Below are 13,995 nucleotides of genomic sequence, written 5' to 3' on the forward strand. Positions count from 1 at the left end.
CTCCATTTCATCTGCATCTTATATTTACATCTCTTGTTTATTCTAGTAATACATCCGGTGCGACGTAATGTATTACTAGAATAAAGTATAAAAGGAGAGAAATAAAATGAAAAAAAAACTATTACCAATTTGTGCGATGGCACTTTTAACAGTAGGATATTCTTCAGTAGCGAGTGCGGATACTGGAACATTAACAAAGGAAGAAGCGGCGCAAGTGCAGCAAGATGCAGCTAAAAAAGAAGAAGCAATTAAGGTACAGCAAAAGAGCGAAGTAGAGAAAAAAGAAGCAGCACAAGTACAAGAAAAAAGTGATATGGCTAAAAAAGAAGAAGCAATAAAAGCAGGGCAAAAGAATGATACAGCGAAAAAAGAAGTAACACCACAAGTTCAAGAAAAGGAAGCTCTTGCAAAAAAAGAAGAAGCAATTAAGGCCGGGCAAAAGAATGATGCAGCGAAAAAGGAAGTAGCAAAGCCAGCTGTACAAGGTGAAAAATTACCAAACACAGCATCAAATAATGTAGCAATGATGGCACTAAGCGCATGTCTTGTAGGGATAGGGACATTATTTGGTTTGAAGCGTCGTAATAAAGTTAAGGCGTAAATAAAATATTTTTCTATAAAGAATGGGATAATTTCATATATTAAAAATGGTAGGTTATTCCTACCATTTTTTGCATGGAGGGATGGAACATGAAGTTACTCAATTATATCGGTATCATATTGATGGCCATAGGGCTATTCATGGGATCGTATTACGCTGTGGAATGGTATAAAGGAAAAAGCTCTGCTCAAGAATTAACGAAAGAAGAAATAAAGAGCCTTAAAAATATACAAGATAATCAACTTTCACATGAAACACCTGTAACTTCCCAAGTACCTTCTTCTCAAACCGATCATAAAGAAGGAGAAAAGGTAGCAATGTTAAATATACCGAAAATAAAGAAGAAGTTTTCTATATATTGGGGAGCAAATGATGCAACATTGAAAAAAGGAGTCGGTATGTTTGTTAGTGATTTAACGACAACACCATCTGGAGGAGGACATACTGTACTGAGTGGGCATCGAGATACTGTATTTACAGATTTAGGAGAGTTAAAAGAAAAGGATAACCTTATTTTGGAGTATGATAATAAAATTTACACATACGAAATTCAAAAGACATGGATTACACATGCGGATGATCGCACTGTTATTGTAAAAAAAGAAGAGCCGACATTAACACTGACGACTTGCTATCCATTTGATTATATAGGGGATGCACCGGATCGATATATTATCGAGGCAAAGTTAATTACGAGCAATTCAAAATAAAATTATCAAGTACAAAATGCTAGCTACTTAAAATGAGAGGGGGAGACATAGATTATGTCAAAAAACATTTTAATTGTTGAAGATGAAGATATTTTACGCGAAATATTAAAGGATTACTTTTTGAGTGAACAATATAAAGTGCTTGAAGCGAGAGACGGGAAAGAGGCTTTAGTTTTATTTGAAGAAGAAGAGGTCGATTTAGTTATACTTGATATTATGTTACCAGAACTAGATGGATGGTCTGTTTGCCGAAGGATCCGTAAGACGTCCGGGGTCCCAATTATTATGCTGACGGCACGTGTAGATGAAGATGATACGTTACTTGGATTTGAGCTTGGGGCAGATGATTATGTTGCGAAACCGTATAGTCCGCCTATTTTATTAGCGAGAGCGAAACGATTATTAGAAAGTAGACAAGCATCAAAGAAACCTTTAGAAAATGAAGATGATACGTTATCAATTCATGGCATTCACGTCCATTTTCCGTCACGTACTGTTACTGTTGATGAGGCAGACATTACTTTAACACATACAGAATTTGAAATATTAGTGTATTTCATGAAAAACCAAGGAATTGTACTAACAAGAGAGCAATTAATTTCAAGAATTTGGGGATATGAGTTTGCTGGTGATGATCGAACGGTTAATAGCCATATTCGTAATTTACGAAATAAATTAGGAGAGAAATCAAAGCACATTACAACTGTAGTGCGAACCGGTTATAAATTCGAGGGGAACATATGAGAAATGGGATTGTACTTAAATTATTTACACTTACAACAGCCCTATGTATGTTGATTTTAGCGACGATATTTATTGGGCAAACAATATTTTTCAAACAATATTATGCGAACCGAAAAGTAGAAGATATTAAAGTGAATTTAAATTCCTTTGAGAAGAATTATTTGAATTATGCAGGAAGTGCAGAAGAAGTTCAGAAACTGGAGCAAGATTTTTTAAGAGAAAATAATACGTGGATTACGACGTTAGATCAGAATGGGAATTTAAAACATGTGGATGATTTTTATTTTGAAGTAACGATAGACCGTAGGCAACAAAAGAGCTTTGGACAACAAATATTCAAGATTCCCTTAGGTAATCTCGTCAATATAGAGGAGATTGATAATAAATTATCAGAGAAGTTTTTAGGACAAGAAATTTATTTTTCTGGAGTGAGAAAAGAAGAAAGTTTTATTCCATTCTCTTTCTCGTTAGGTAAACAAAATTTAAGTGGATCTAATAAACCGTTAGAAAAAGCATTTAATGAGAAAATGATTAAATTAGATCAGGAGAAAAAGAAAGCAGCTGAGGAACAAGTTGTTAAGGAAAAGAAGCCGGCCGTTCAGGAGCAAGCTGCTCAGGAATTAGATGCTTTCATAGTAGGACGTGTTACGAAAGTACAGTTCCCCGATGTAAAAGGTCCTGTGAATCCAATTTATAAAAATAGTTTATTCTTAGATAGCATAAAGGAATTTCAAACTGAGTTATTATTAAAAGAGAATAATCATATACAGTATTCAACACAAATAATGGACTATGAAAAAAATGATATAAAATATAAATTATTAATTAAACCAAAAAAAGAAAAAGACGGATCGGTAACATATATATATGCGATGGCTTCTTTACAGCCTGTAGATGAGGCTGTACAAATGGTGCAAGATTATTACATCTATATTGTAGCATTTGTAGTCGTTCTAATTTTTCTAGCTTCGTTTTATTACTCAAAACAAATTGCAAAACCGTTACTAAAAATAAATGATACAACGAAGAAAATAGCTCATTTGGATTTCACAGAAAAAATTCCGATTACTTCAAAAGATGAAATTGGTGATTTATCGCAAAATATTAATACATTATCTAATAAACTACATTCACATATTGGACAGTTAGAACAAGATATTGAAAAAGAAAGAAAGTTAGAAAACACAAGGAAAGAATTTATTGCGGGTGTATCGCATGAACTAAAAACGCCGCTGAGTATTATGAAAAGCTGTATTTCCATTTTAAAAGATGGGGTAGCTGAACATAAGAAAGACTACTATTTTCAGGCGATGGAAAAAGAAGTAGACAAGATGGATATACTAATTTTGGATATGCTTGAATTAGCTAAATTTGAGTCTGGCACATATAACATGAAGATGGATTCTTTCTATATAGATGGAGTGATTGAAGAAATATGTGAACAGCTTTCAGCGGAGATAGAGAAAAAAGAACTGAGTGTGCACAAACATATATGTCCAGCAGAAGTGATTGGGAATCAAAATAGAATTGAACAAGTAATTGTGAATTTTATTACGAATGCAATACGTTATACACCAGAAAAAGAAGATATTATTATTTCCACAATAGACGGGAAGGATCATATAAAAGTATGTATTGAAAATAAAGGTGCTCACATTGAAGAAGAACAATTAGATAAAATTTGGGATCGTTTTTATCGCGTGGATGCGGCAAGGAAACGTTCACAAGGTGGAACAGGGCTTGGCCTTGCGATTTCAAAAAATATTTTAGAACTGCACAATGCTGAATATGGGGTGAAGAATACCGAAGATGGTGTTTTATTTTACTTCTATTTACCGAAAAAAGCGTAGATAATACAATCTACGTTTTTTTAATTTAACTTCATATTATCTTTACCTAATCTTTATTTTTAAGAAGTATAATTTGGATAGAAAATGAGGTTATGTAAGGAGTAGATTAGCCGTGAATAGCGATTTACTAGGCGTGATGGTATTTATTTTTCTTTGTGCATTTATTGTATTTATTATTGATATTACTCATTGAGAGCTTTGATAAAAAAAGAGCGCTAATTAAGCGCCCTTTTTTTGTGTATTCATTTGATAAGCACCGATGCTTTTGAATAAGCGTGGTGAAGTTGTAAATAAAAGAATTAGTAATACAGTACATAGTATGAAAGAACCGATCATGGTACTGCCGTTTACAATTAATGAATATAGCACAGCTGATTGTCCTTTAGGTGCATATTGACCAAAGAAAATAATACCAGCAATAAAGTGACAGAAATAGCGTGCAAAGCTGCCGACAAATGTGGCAAGGATAATGTAAACGAGTGCTTTTTTTCCTTTGTTTTGTTTTGGTTTATCTTTGCGACTACCAAAATTTGAATGCTCTGCATTACTGTTGTCTGAGGCAAGTGCTTTTTGAATTGGACGATAGAATAAACCAGCAAAGCCGATAAAGGCAAAGGCAATGAAGTACTCAATGAATGCTTGAACTGGTGTTAGAATGTAAGCATCGCCTACGACAATTTGTAAAAGCCCCCAAATTAAGCCTCCTAAGAAAGCCCTTTTGAAGCCCCAGCGGTATGCGATAATAAAAATAGGAATCATAGCAAATGAGATGGAACCGCCTGTTGGAAGTTTAATTGATAATGGTAGAATGTCGATAATCAAGGCGAAGGCTGCAAGAATAGCAGATTCGATCATCGCTTGTAAATTGGTGTTACGCATGTTGTCTCCCCCTAAATCCAAGTTTCACAAAAAAGAACATTATCATAGGAGGATACGAAATACGTAAATAAAAAAAGAGGTGTGTATTTCGGACGTTTGCACAATTCCTGCGTTAGCATTAACTAACAGGTTCAAAGGGTCGGAACGAATTGTTCCCTCTCAGCGGTAAGGCTCCCCCTGTGATAACGAGATTCTTTTGTTATTGTTTATTGTAAGTGAAATGGATGAGAATGGCAAACATACTTTGTATGACAATTATTGAAATATAATTGTATTGAAATGTTAATAAATATGAAGCAAAAAGATATAGTCCAAGTGAAATAGAGTATGATATAATTTTTTTGAAAATAATTATCATTCTCTTCTGAGGGGGAAGGTTATGAGCTTAGTAGATATTAAAATTGGCGAGAAAGTGTTAGTAAAAAGTATTCAGTCTTTAGATCAGTTATTAAAGCGTAGACTAGCTGCTTTCGGTCTCGCGGAAGGAAGCGAACTTCGCTTGAAACAGAAAGCGATGTTTAAAGGTCCTTGTACATTGGAGTGTCGTGGACAGTTAATTAGTATTCGTCATTGTGACGCGAAAATGATAAAGGTGGAATTAGCGTGAATAAGGTTGCTTTGCTAGGGAATCCGAATACAGGGAAAACATCATTATTTAATGCACTTACCGGTTCTTATGAATATGTAGGAAACTGGAGTGGTGTAACAGTAGAAAAGAAGGTTGGTAAATTAAAAGATAAGCAAGGAACATTAATTGATTTACCAGGCGTTTATGATTTGAATCCAGTTTCACGTGATGAAGGTGTCGTTACGAATTTTCTACTAACAGATGAATTTCATCATATGTTAAATATAGTGGATTCTTCTCAATTTGAGCGAAATATGCATTTAACATTGCAATTACTTGAATTTGGTAAGCCCGTTTCAATTGGTTTAAATATGATTGATGTGGCAAAGCAAAGAGGAATTGTTATTAATGTAAAACGGCTATCAGAAATATTAGGTGTAACAGTCGTTCCTGTCATCGCAAGAACCGGAAAAGGCTGTGAAGAATTACTTACTACTCTTCATGAAGAGAAACAAAAAGAGAAAAAGCCATTCATTATTTCATATGGTGTACAAATGGATGAAGGAATTGGAGAGGTAATCGCTCTTTTAGAGACAGCGAATTATGAGCATCCGAGATGGTTAGCCCTTCAATTTTTAAGCAATAACGAAGTAGTAGAAAAAGAAATGAAAGCATTACCAATTTATAAGGAACTTATAGCCATTCGATCTCGTTTAGATGGAAAACTTGATTGTACGTTGGAAGAGCACATTTACAAGACTCGTGAAGCGTATATTGAAAAGTTAAAAACAAATGTTATGCAACATGAGAAAGAAGGGAAAATTCCTTTTTCAGAAAAAATTGATAGGTTAATTACACATAAAATTTTAGGACTTCCAATCTTTTTAGCAGTTATGTTTTTTATTTTTCAGGTTACGTTTACGTGGATTGGTACACCTTTATCGGATATGCTTGATGGATTTTTTGGCGGACAACTTACTGATTGGGTTACAGCTGGGCTCACAAGTGTTGGTGCTTCTGACTTTATTCAAGCACTCGTTACAGAAGGTATTATTGCTGGTGTTGGTGCGGTATTAGTATTCGTTCCACAAATCTTTGCACTATTCTTCTTCATTTCATTATTAGAAGACTCAGGATATATGGCACGAATTGCAGTTGTTATGGATAGAATTATGGAGTTTTTCGGTTTAAACGGAAAAGCATTTATTCCGATGATTATCGGCTTTGGATGTAACGTTCCAGGTATTATGGCAGCGAGAACGATTGAACAAGAAAAAGAAAGGTTACTTACAGTTCTTGTAACACCGTTTATGTCTTGTTCGGCACGTTTACCTGTATATGCACTATTTGCGGGAGTTTTCTTCCCTCATAGTCAGGCGACTGTTGTGTTCTCTTTATATATCGCAGGGATTGTTCTTGCATTACTCGTTACAAAAATTATGTCTCTTACTATTTTAAAAGCAGAAAAATCTATTTTTGTAATTGAACTACCACCTTACCGTGTGCCGCAAGCGAAAACGTTATGGCTGAGCACGTGGGAGAAAGGTAAAGGATTTGTTCGTAAAGCGGGTACATTCATCTTCGGTGGTTCTGTTGTCATTTGGTTATTAAACTATGCAGGTCCATCAGGATTTGGTGTTGATATGGGAGACAGTTTCTTAGCGATGATTGGTGGATTTATTGCACCACTTTTTGCACCGCTCGGTTTTGGAACGTGGCAAGCTGCGGCATCCCTTTTAACAGGATTTTTAGCGAAAGAAGTTGTCGTTTCTACGATGGCAATTATTTATGCGGTTAAAGAAGATGTGCTAGGAAATGTAATGGGAGCACATTATACTGCGCTATCAGCCTATGCATTTATGTTCTTTATTTTATTATATGTTCCGTGCTTAGCGACAGTAGCTGTTATTAAACGTGAAACTGGATCGATGAAATGGACAGTTTTCTCTGTCGTTTATCCGCTCGTTGTTGCTTATGTATTAACGCTCATTATATACCAAGTTGGGTCCTTACTCGGATTCTAGAAGGAGATGTATCGCGGTGATGGTCAATATTATAATTGGAGCTATCATTTTTGGTTATGCAGCATATACGTTAGTTAATTTTGTAAAGAGAAGTAAAAAAGGCAAATGCGCAGCATGCTCTTTAAGTAAGTCATGTCAGTCGCAAACTTGTAGTCCAGATATGGAGCAAATTGCTCATAAATAGAAAAAAGCTTTGCGAATTTCGCAAAGCTTTTTTGTTTACTTTTTAATTTTTACAAGCTGAGAAGCTTCTACTCCGTTGTAACCAGGGAATTCTTTACTAGGGTCTTTATCGAATTTTAATACACCAACAGATTTTTCATCACCTTTTACATTTCCATAAGTTGCATCGTCAACAATTGCGAACATGTCTGCATATGCACGGCCACTTCCGATAATTGTGTTGCCTTCGTATTTTAATTTTGCCCCATCAAGTGTAGCATTTTCTACTTTCTCTTTTGCAAATAACACGCCTTCTTCTGTTGTTACAGCTGGTAATTTATCAAGTGGTTTTGTATCATCGTTTTTATCAACTTTGCTAAGTAATTCTTTTTTCACCAGTTCTTCACCAGTTTTCTTATCCATTACAAGAACTTTTTTACCCTCTAATGTTGTCATTTTCATTTTATAGAAGTCTTTTTCTTTCACTTCTTTTTTATTTTTATCTGTAACTTGTTGAATTTGCTCATCTGTTCCGTATAGTACAAAGCCGTTCGCTTTTTCTCCTAATAAAGAACAACCTGATAATGCTCCGAATGAAATTGCTGCTGCTAATCCGATTCCTACTAATTTTTTCATGATGATTGCTCCTTTTATATGTTTTATAGTAAATACATTTTTTGTATTAGTCCTGAAATTATGAGAAGCTTGTTTGTTGCTTCTGGTATTAGTGTATAAGAAATATTGAAACGTAACTATCGAGTTAGCTTACAGTAACATTACAATAATGTAATTTAGTGAAAGTGCATAAAAATATGTCAATTCTGAAGAGGATTAATGAGAATATATTAGGAATACAATGTTTTATCTAGAATGTCATATTATATTGGCTGTATTTTGGAAATAACATGTAAGGACATATTAGTTTTGTTATAATAAACACATAGGCTGTAAAAATGAATATTCTTTACTGTTAAGGGAGATTTTTCAGTTTTCCAAGTAGTGAATTTGAAATATGAGGTAAGTCATAGGAGGAATTAGAATGTCTGTATTTAAACGATTACGAGATTTAACAATGTCGAATGTATATTCATTAATTGAAAAAGCGGAAGATCCAGTTAAGATGACGGATCAATATTTACGCGATATGCAAGCGGATGTACAAGAAGCTGAGAAAAGTGTAGCAGCTCAAATTGCACTTGAGAAGAAATTCAAAATATTATTTGAAGAGCAAGAAGCACTTGTGAAAAAACGTGAAGAGCAAGCTCATATGGCTGTTCAAGCAAGCAATCTTGACCTTGCGCGTCGTGCTCTTGAAGAAAAACAAAATGCAGAGCAAAAGATGAATGAGTATAAAGCGAGCTATGAGCAAAACAAAGCAGCTGCTGATAACCTTCGTCTGAAGCTAGAAGAAATGCGTAAGCAATTAACAGAGCTGAAAAATAAACGTGAAACACTTGTTGCACGTGTAAATGCAGCGAAAGCACAAAAGAATATTAATCAGGCGATGTCTGGATTTGATTCAAATTCAGCAAAAGCTGGTTTAAGCCGTATGGAAGAGAAAGCACTTCAATTAGAGGCTGAAGCAGAAGCAAGCGGTGAAATTTACAAGAAAGAAAAGTCGTTAGATGATGAATTCGCAAGCTTAAACAAAAATTCTGTTGTTGACGATGAATTAGCTCGTATTATGAAGCAGTATGAGAAATAATATAGAATAGACAAAGAAACCGACATGTCTGAAGAGAATTCATGTCGGTTTTCTATTACTTTTTTAGAGGAGGTTTTGTAATGACGTGGATGAATGTTTTAGCTATGCTTGTATGGACTGGGGCGAGTGCAGTACTTTTATTTGCAATTATGTGGGTTGATTCGATTTTTACAAAATACAATGATTTAAAAGAGATGAAAAATGGAAATACAGCAGTGACAACGCGTTTCGTTATGAAATTATTCGCTCAAGGATACATTTTGTCACAATCGATTACGAAAGCGAATGACTTATGGCAAGCGCTTCTTGCCTCAGCAGTTTCATTCGTTATTTTATTAATTGTAGAAATGTTCATTGAGTTTGTGTTAAAGAAAATGTCTGGTTTAGATTTAGAAGAAGGAACGAAAGAAGGCAGCGTAGCACATGCGTTGTTAGCTGGTTCATTACATATCGTTGGTGCACTTATTTTAGGTGCTTGTTTATAAAGAGAAAAGGAGGGGTAGATTGTGAGCTTATTTAAACGTATTAAAAATATAATGAAAAGCCCAGAGCCGCCGAGGCCAGAAAAGAGTCTTTTAACGTTGGCTCCTGGCGATATGATTGAAGTCTCGTTAGTCATGTACGAATTAACTGGGAAAACGAGCATGCATTCTCGCAAAGAGATTGTTTTAACTTTGCAGGACGGGAAAGATATTCGTTATTTGAAAATTGAAGACCGTGAAAATACGTATTACAAATTGTATACACCGATTGATGGTCGTTTAGATTCAATCGATGAAATTCCGACGACGATTGAAATGGATGATATAGAGTATCATATGGAAGAACAATATAATGGACGTGTTGTTGTTATGGGGAAAACACCATTCGCTGCTTCAGAAGAACAGTACGTATGGGAATTCCAATCTGATAACCGCAAATTATTACGTGTTGAATGGCAAAATGGTCGCACAATGATGTATGAGGGAGAAGTAATTATTCCTGCTGATGTACAAATCATAAGAGCAACATAAGGGGGGCGTAATCATGTCAAACCGATTGTTTACCATGATTAAATCGTTCGTGATCCCTATACTTGCTATCGTTACATTACTTGTTATTGCCGGTTATGCTTTATCGGGCTGTCAAAGTGGTCAGGCGAAGTCAATTCAGGACCGTTACCCACTAGAGTCTGTCGCAAAGGATGGTAAACAAGAATCTTACGTGTATAGGGCCGCCAATCGGTCAGTTCCTGAAGTTGCAAAGGAACTTATAGCCGAAAGGACACCGAAGCAAGCATCTAAAGAAGACGAAAATCAAATGTTCCTCGTTTATTCTGATAAAATGTATAATTTACAAAAGGATAAAGAGAAACCATCTGATACGTTAATTGAAATAAGCAATGAAGAATTTGTCCGTCAAAATTACCAACCATCCTTCTTACAAGGATATATAATGGGGAGTATATTAAACGATATATTCGGTTCACGCAAATCATCATACGGTGATTATCGCGGATATAATGACAGACAAAATCATAAACCGGTGATCCCGGAAAGACCACCTACGAAAGAGGAAAAGAAAACCCCGCCTCCAATTACGAAGGAAGGGAAAGGATCTATTATTAAGCGAGGCGATAATGTAGATCCGAAATCATCTGTAGGTGATAAAGGAAGTATTACGGAAAAAGGAAGTAAAACGACGCCACCGCCTTCTACCGGAAGCAAAGGGAAAATTACGAAAAACCCGGGTGGCTCGAGTGGATCTGATGTGAAGCCGAAATCATCCATTAAAACCCCACCAAAGAATACGTCGCCCCCGAAAACAAGGGTTGGCGGTTCAGGGAAAATTATGAAGAGAAGATAGTGTAGAGACCGAAAAGTGGAATTTTCTTTTCGGTCTTTTTATTATGGGAATTAATTCCTTATAGCTGGTACAATTAAGTTATAAGGAGGAGATTATTATGAGTATATATAAAAGGTTTAGTTTGATTATGTTCCTCGTCTTATTTCTCAGTTTGTTTATTAGCACAACGATGAAATTTCACTTTATAGTAGGTATTCTATGGATACTGTGTACATGTACTCTCTTTCTATATGTTCCGCTTCGCTTTCAGCATGAAGTGCCCGCCTTTCAAAAGTACGTCGATTGGATTAAAAGCGGGGGAAGATGGGGGGAGTAAAATATATCAACGGTTTTTCGATTATATCTATCGTAGCTCAAAATATATCAACGATTCGAAAAGGAATATCGATTTACCAACTTCATAATAAAAAGAGGCTGCACCAATATTTTGGCACACCCTCTTTTTTCATAATGATTAATGAATATCACGTTTCTTAAAGTTACCGCCTTTTACTTCAGCTACGTCATAAACTGTAATAAAGGCATTAGGATCGATTTCATTAATCAGGTCCTTCATTTTACTTTCTTCTAAACGGTTAATTACACAAGAAATTTCTTTGAATTTCTCTCTTGAATAACCACCATATACTTCGTTATACGTTGCGCTTCGGCCTAAACGATCGCGAATTGTTTCTACCATTAATTCAGGCTCTTTCGTGATGATTTTAAATGTTTTCGAACCACTTAAACCAACTTCAACGATATGAATCACTTTCGAAGCGATAAAGTAAGCAATTGCCGAAAGGATAGCCCCTTGAAGACCAAATACTGTTGAAACAAAAATAAAGACAAACATATTTAAGAATAAAATAAGGTCACTTGTTCCAAAAGGTAACTTACGAGAAAGTAATACAGCTAGCATATCGATTCCATCTAATGCGCCGCCGTTACGTAAGGCTAGTCCCATACCGAAACCGATAATAATACCACCAACAACTGTAACGAGTAGTGTATCGCCTTCAATAATAGTTGGTATTCCGTGCATGACAACGGTACCTATTGCTAATGAAGCAATCCCGATGATGGAATAAATTGCAAAGCTTTTACCGATTTGTTTATATCCTAACCAAACGAAAGGAATGTTAATAACTGCGATTAGAGCTCCTAATGGCAATCCAAATAATCTTGAACTAACGATACTTAAACCAGTCACACCACCGTCGGATACGTTATTTGGAATTAAGACAGCTTCTAATCCGTACGCTGTGATAAATGCCCCAATAATAATCATCAAAGCTTTTGAAGCAATTTTCAGCTTATTGGGCTTACTCTTGATCATTTTTTTCATATAATTTCCTCGTTTCAAACTAGTTTCTTATTTGTTACGTAATTCACACCTAAACTCCATTTTAACATTTAATTTGAAAAAATTCTCCTTTAATGGATGTATGCAGGGGATATTATCACCATATTACCATTAAAATATTTTTGAAATTCGTATAAGAAATCCCATCCTTTTAAAGGATGGGATGTTGTTAAGAAAGTATAAAACTAACGACTGTTAGGAATAAAGCGAAACCTAAAATAGTTCCACATATTTTCATATGGCGCTTACGCCCCATAACGACAATTGCGACATATTCGCGAATCATTGCATTAGGCCAGTAATAAAAGGCTGTTTTTGATCCGATTCCTTGGCTATTAAGGCCAGCTTGTCTTGCATATATACCAGCGCGGAAAAGGTGGAAATTGTTCGTTGTAAAAATACTTCTATATTTACCTTCAGGCTTTAAAGAATCCATAATTTCTTTAGAGAACAACATATTTTGATATGTGTTTACAGAGCGATTTTCTTGCACTGTATGTTCAAGAGAAATTCCTTTTTCAACAGCGTACTTTTGCATCGCTTCTGCTTCCGGAAGCCCTTCATCTGGACCTTGTCCACCAGAGAAAATAATTGTTGGTGGTGTATTCACAGCAGCTTGTTTCCAGTAAAAGTCGATTGCTTTATTAATACGACTTGCAAGTAAAGGTGGCACTTTGTCATTAATTAAGCCACTACCAAGAACGATGATGAAATCTTGATTACGCCTTGGTCTGTTGAATTGGTATAAAAAATAAGCAGTTAAGAAGTTAGATAAGTGTATAAAGAAATATACAGTTATAAGAGAAATACCAGCAAAAATAGGCTGGAAATGTGATGAGAACAAACTTGCTGGATTTATAATAGGGAGTAACATAAAGAATAAAATACCTAAAGCAGCAATGAGTGTTAAACAGTTAGTGAAACGTCTTCCTTCTCGTTTCATTAAAATTCTAGCATTCAGAAATAACCCAAACATTAAAGCGATAATACCAAAAGGAATCATAATGATAAGTGCTAAAATAGGTAGCAATATGATTGAATGCAGGGTATTATTGCCTGAATCATAGGATGTAATAGTGCAAAAAATAAGGAAAGAACAGAAAAAGGCATTGAATAAAAAACCGTTTATTATTTTCCGTGGATCTTTTAAGTAAGAAATAAGAAAAATAATAAACAATATAAGAGGAATAATTCCGAAATACATAAATATAGTACACCTCAATTTGTATAATGTTTTATTGCATCCTTAATATTACATGATTTTGAAGATGTTGATAAAAAAATAACGATTTCGAATTTTCTCAACAAACGATATAGTTAAATATGGTAAAATGTATTCAAAGCGATATATTAAAAGTAAAATGGTTGAAGAGGCACTCTGTGGAGTGTCTTTTTCTTTTTGGTATGTAATTATGCATATTATGTTTATTTTCAAGGGAAGAGGATTAAAATATAAGTTGTGGATACACGCTATAAAGCAGAATTTTATATTAATATTTACCTCTACTCTTTTTGTACCTAACAATCTTGTAACAATTCATGATTCTGTTTTCTAGTGTGTG

The 13,995-nt window shown here is 34.9% G+C and carries 16 protein-coding genes and 1 riboswitch; of the genes, 12 read left to right on the forward strand and 4 right to left on the reverse strand.

Annotated elements, in window-relative coordinates:
- Positions 1-106 precede the first annotated feature (106 nt).
- The 4 genes from ABH959_RS22490 (at position 107) to ABH959_RS22505 (ending at position 3,905) form a co-directional block, all read left to right on the forward strand.
- A complete protein-coding gene (locus ABH959_RS22490; RefSeq protein ID WP_404493184.1) occupies positions 107-601 on the forward strand; it encodes an LPXTG cell wall anchor domain-containing protein in 495 nt (164 codons plus the stop codon).
- A gap of 89 nt (positions 602-690) precedes the next feature.
- A complete protein-coding gene (locus ABH959_RS22495; RefSeq protein WP_404493185.1) occupies positions 691-1,311 on the forward strand; it encodes a class D sortase in 621 nt (206 codons plus the stop codon).
- A gap of 54 nt (positions 1,312-1,365) precedes the next feature.
- The gene (locus ABH959_RS22500; RefSeq protein ID WP_113938177.1) at positions 1,366-2,055 is read left to right on the forward strand and encodes a response regulator transcription factor; all 690 of its coding nucleotides are present in this window, start codon (positions 1,366-1,368) and stop codon (positions 2,053-2,055) included.
- A complete protein-coding gene (locus ABH959_RS22505; protein WP_113938176.1) occupies positions 2,052-3,905 on the forward strand; it encodes a sensor histidine kinase in 1,854 nt (617 codons plus the stop codon). The genes ABH959_RS22500 and ABH959_RS22505 overlap by 4 nt, the downstream gene beginning before the upstream one ends.
- Before the next feature lie 219 nt (positions 3,906-4,124).
- On the opposite strand, the gene thiT is transcribed toward ABH959_RS22505, so the two are convergent.
- The gene (gene thiT / locus ABH959_RS22510) at positions 4,125-4,784 is read right to left on the reverse strand and encodes an energy-coupled thiamine transporter ThiT (protein WP_113938175.1); all 660 of its coding nucleotides are present in this window, start codon (positions 4,782-4,784) and stop codon (positions 4,125-4,127) included.
- A gap of 86 nt (positions 4,785-4,870) precedes the next feature.
- Positions 4,871-4,972, reverse strand: a riboswitch (TPP riboswitch).
- Positions 4,973-5,163: 191 nt separating this feature from the next.
- Between thiT and ABH959_RS22515 the strand changes: the two genes are divergently transcribed.
- The 3 genes from ABH959_RS22515 to ABH959_RS22525 are packed head-to-tail and all read left to right on the forward strand — an operon-like array spanning position 5,164 to position 7,560.
- A complete protein-coding gene (locus ABH959_RS22515; RefSeq protein ID WP_000060512.1) occupies positions 5,164-5,391 on the forward strand; it encodes a FeoA family protein in 228 nt (75 codons plus the stop codon).
- Positions 5,388-7,376 carry a ferrous iron transport protein B gene (gene feoB / locus ABH959_RS22520; RefSeq protein WP_002129597.1) on the forward strand — a complete coding sequence of 663 codons (1,989 nt, stop codon included), beginning with the start codon at positions 5,388-5,390 and terminating at the stop codon, positions 7,374-7,376. Before ABH959_RS22515 ends, feoB begins: the two co-directional genes overlap by 4 nt.
- A 16-nt stretch (positions 7,377-7,392) precedes the next feature.
- Complete coding sequence (locus ABH959_RS22525) at positions 7,393-7,560, forward strand: FeoB-associated Cys-rich membrane protein (RefSeq protein ID WP_000989601.1); 168 nt, start codon at positions 7,393-7,395, stop codon at positions 7,558-7,560.
- A gap of 35 nt (positions 7,561-7,595) precedes the next feature.
- Here ABH959_RS22525 and ABH959_RS22530 read toward each other — a convergent pair whose 3' ends face one another.
- Positions 7,596-8,174 (reverse strand): lipoprotein BA_5634 family protein, encoded by a 579-nt coding sequence (locus ABH959_RS22530; protein WP_002129594.1) that lies wholly within the window; start codon positions 8,172-8,174, stop codon positions 7,596-7,598.
- A gap of 403 nt (positions 8,175-8,577) precedes the next feature.
- Between ABH959_RS22530 and ABH959_RS22535 the strand changes: the two genes are divergently transcribed.
- The 5 genes from ABH959_RS22535 to ABH959_RS22555 all read left to right on the forward strand — a co-directional run bounded on the left by ABH959_RS22535 (position 8,578) and on the right by ABH959_RS22555 (position 11,404).
- Positions 8,578-9,243: a PspA/IM30 family protein gene (locus ABH959_RS22535; RefSeq protein ID WP_002015754.1), complete on the forward strand. Its 666-nt coding sequence runs from the start codon at positions 8,578-8,580 to the stop codon at positions 9,241-9,243.
- 80 nt (positions 9,244-9,323) lie between these two features.
- A complete protein-coding gene (locus tag ABH959_RS22540) occupies positions 9,324-9,728 on the forward strand; it encodes a DUF350 domain-containing protein (protein ID WP_002089172.1) in 405 nt (134 codons plus the stop codon).
- A gap of 21 nt (positions 9,729-9,749) precedes the next feature.
- Positions 9,750-10,256 (forward strand): DUF4178 domain-containing protein, encoded by a 507-nt coding sequence (locus ABH959_RS22545; protein WP_113938174.1) that lies wholly within the window; start codon positions 9,750-9,752, stop codon positions 10,254-10,256.
- A 13-nt stretch (positions 10,257-10,269) separates the two neighbouring features.
- A complete protein-coding gene (locus tag ABH959_RS22550) occupies positions 10,270-11,088 on the forward strand; it encodes a DUF4247 domain-containing protein (RefSeq protein ID WP_113938173.1) in 819 nt (272 codons plus the stop codon).
- Between the two features lie 97 nt (positions 11,089-11,185).
- Positions 11,186-11,404, forward strand: a complete 219-nt coding sequence (locus ABH959_RS22555; protein WP_002167505.1) for a hypothetical protein — start codon at positions 11,186-11,188, stop codon at positions 11,402-11,404.
- 138 nt (positions 11,405-11,542) lie between these two features.
- On the opposite strand, the gene ABH959_RS22560 is transcribed toward ABH959_RS22555, so the two are convergent.
- Positions 11,543-12,415: a YitT family protein gene (locus ABH959_RS22560; RefSeq protein WP_000738210.1), complete on the reverse strand. Its 873-nt coding sequence runs from the start codon at positions 12,413-12,415 to the stop codon at positions 11,543-11,545.
- Between the two features lie 187 nt (positions 12,416-12,602).
- The gene (locus tag ABH959_RS22565) at positions 12,603-13,637 is read right to left on the reverse strand and encodes a YdcF family protein (RefSeq protein WP_113938172.1); all 1,035 of its coding nucleotides are present in this window, start codon (positions 13,635-13,637) and stop codon (positions 12,603-12,605) included.
- Positions 13,638-13,995 lie beyond the last annotated feature (358 nt).

This window comes from Bacillus sp. RC51 (assembly GCF_044908115.1).
Classification (GTDB): Bacteria; Bacillota; Bacilli; order Bacillales; family Bacillaceae_G; genus Bacillus_A; species Bacillus_A mycoides.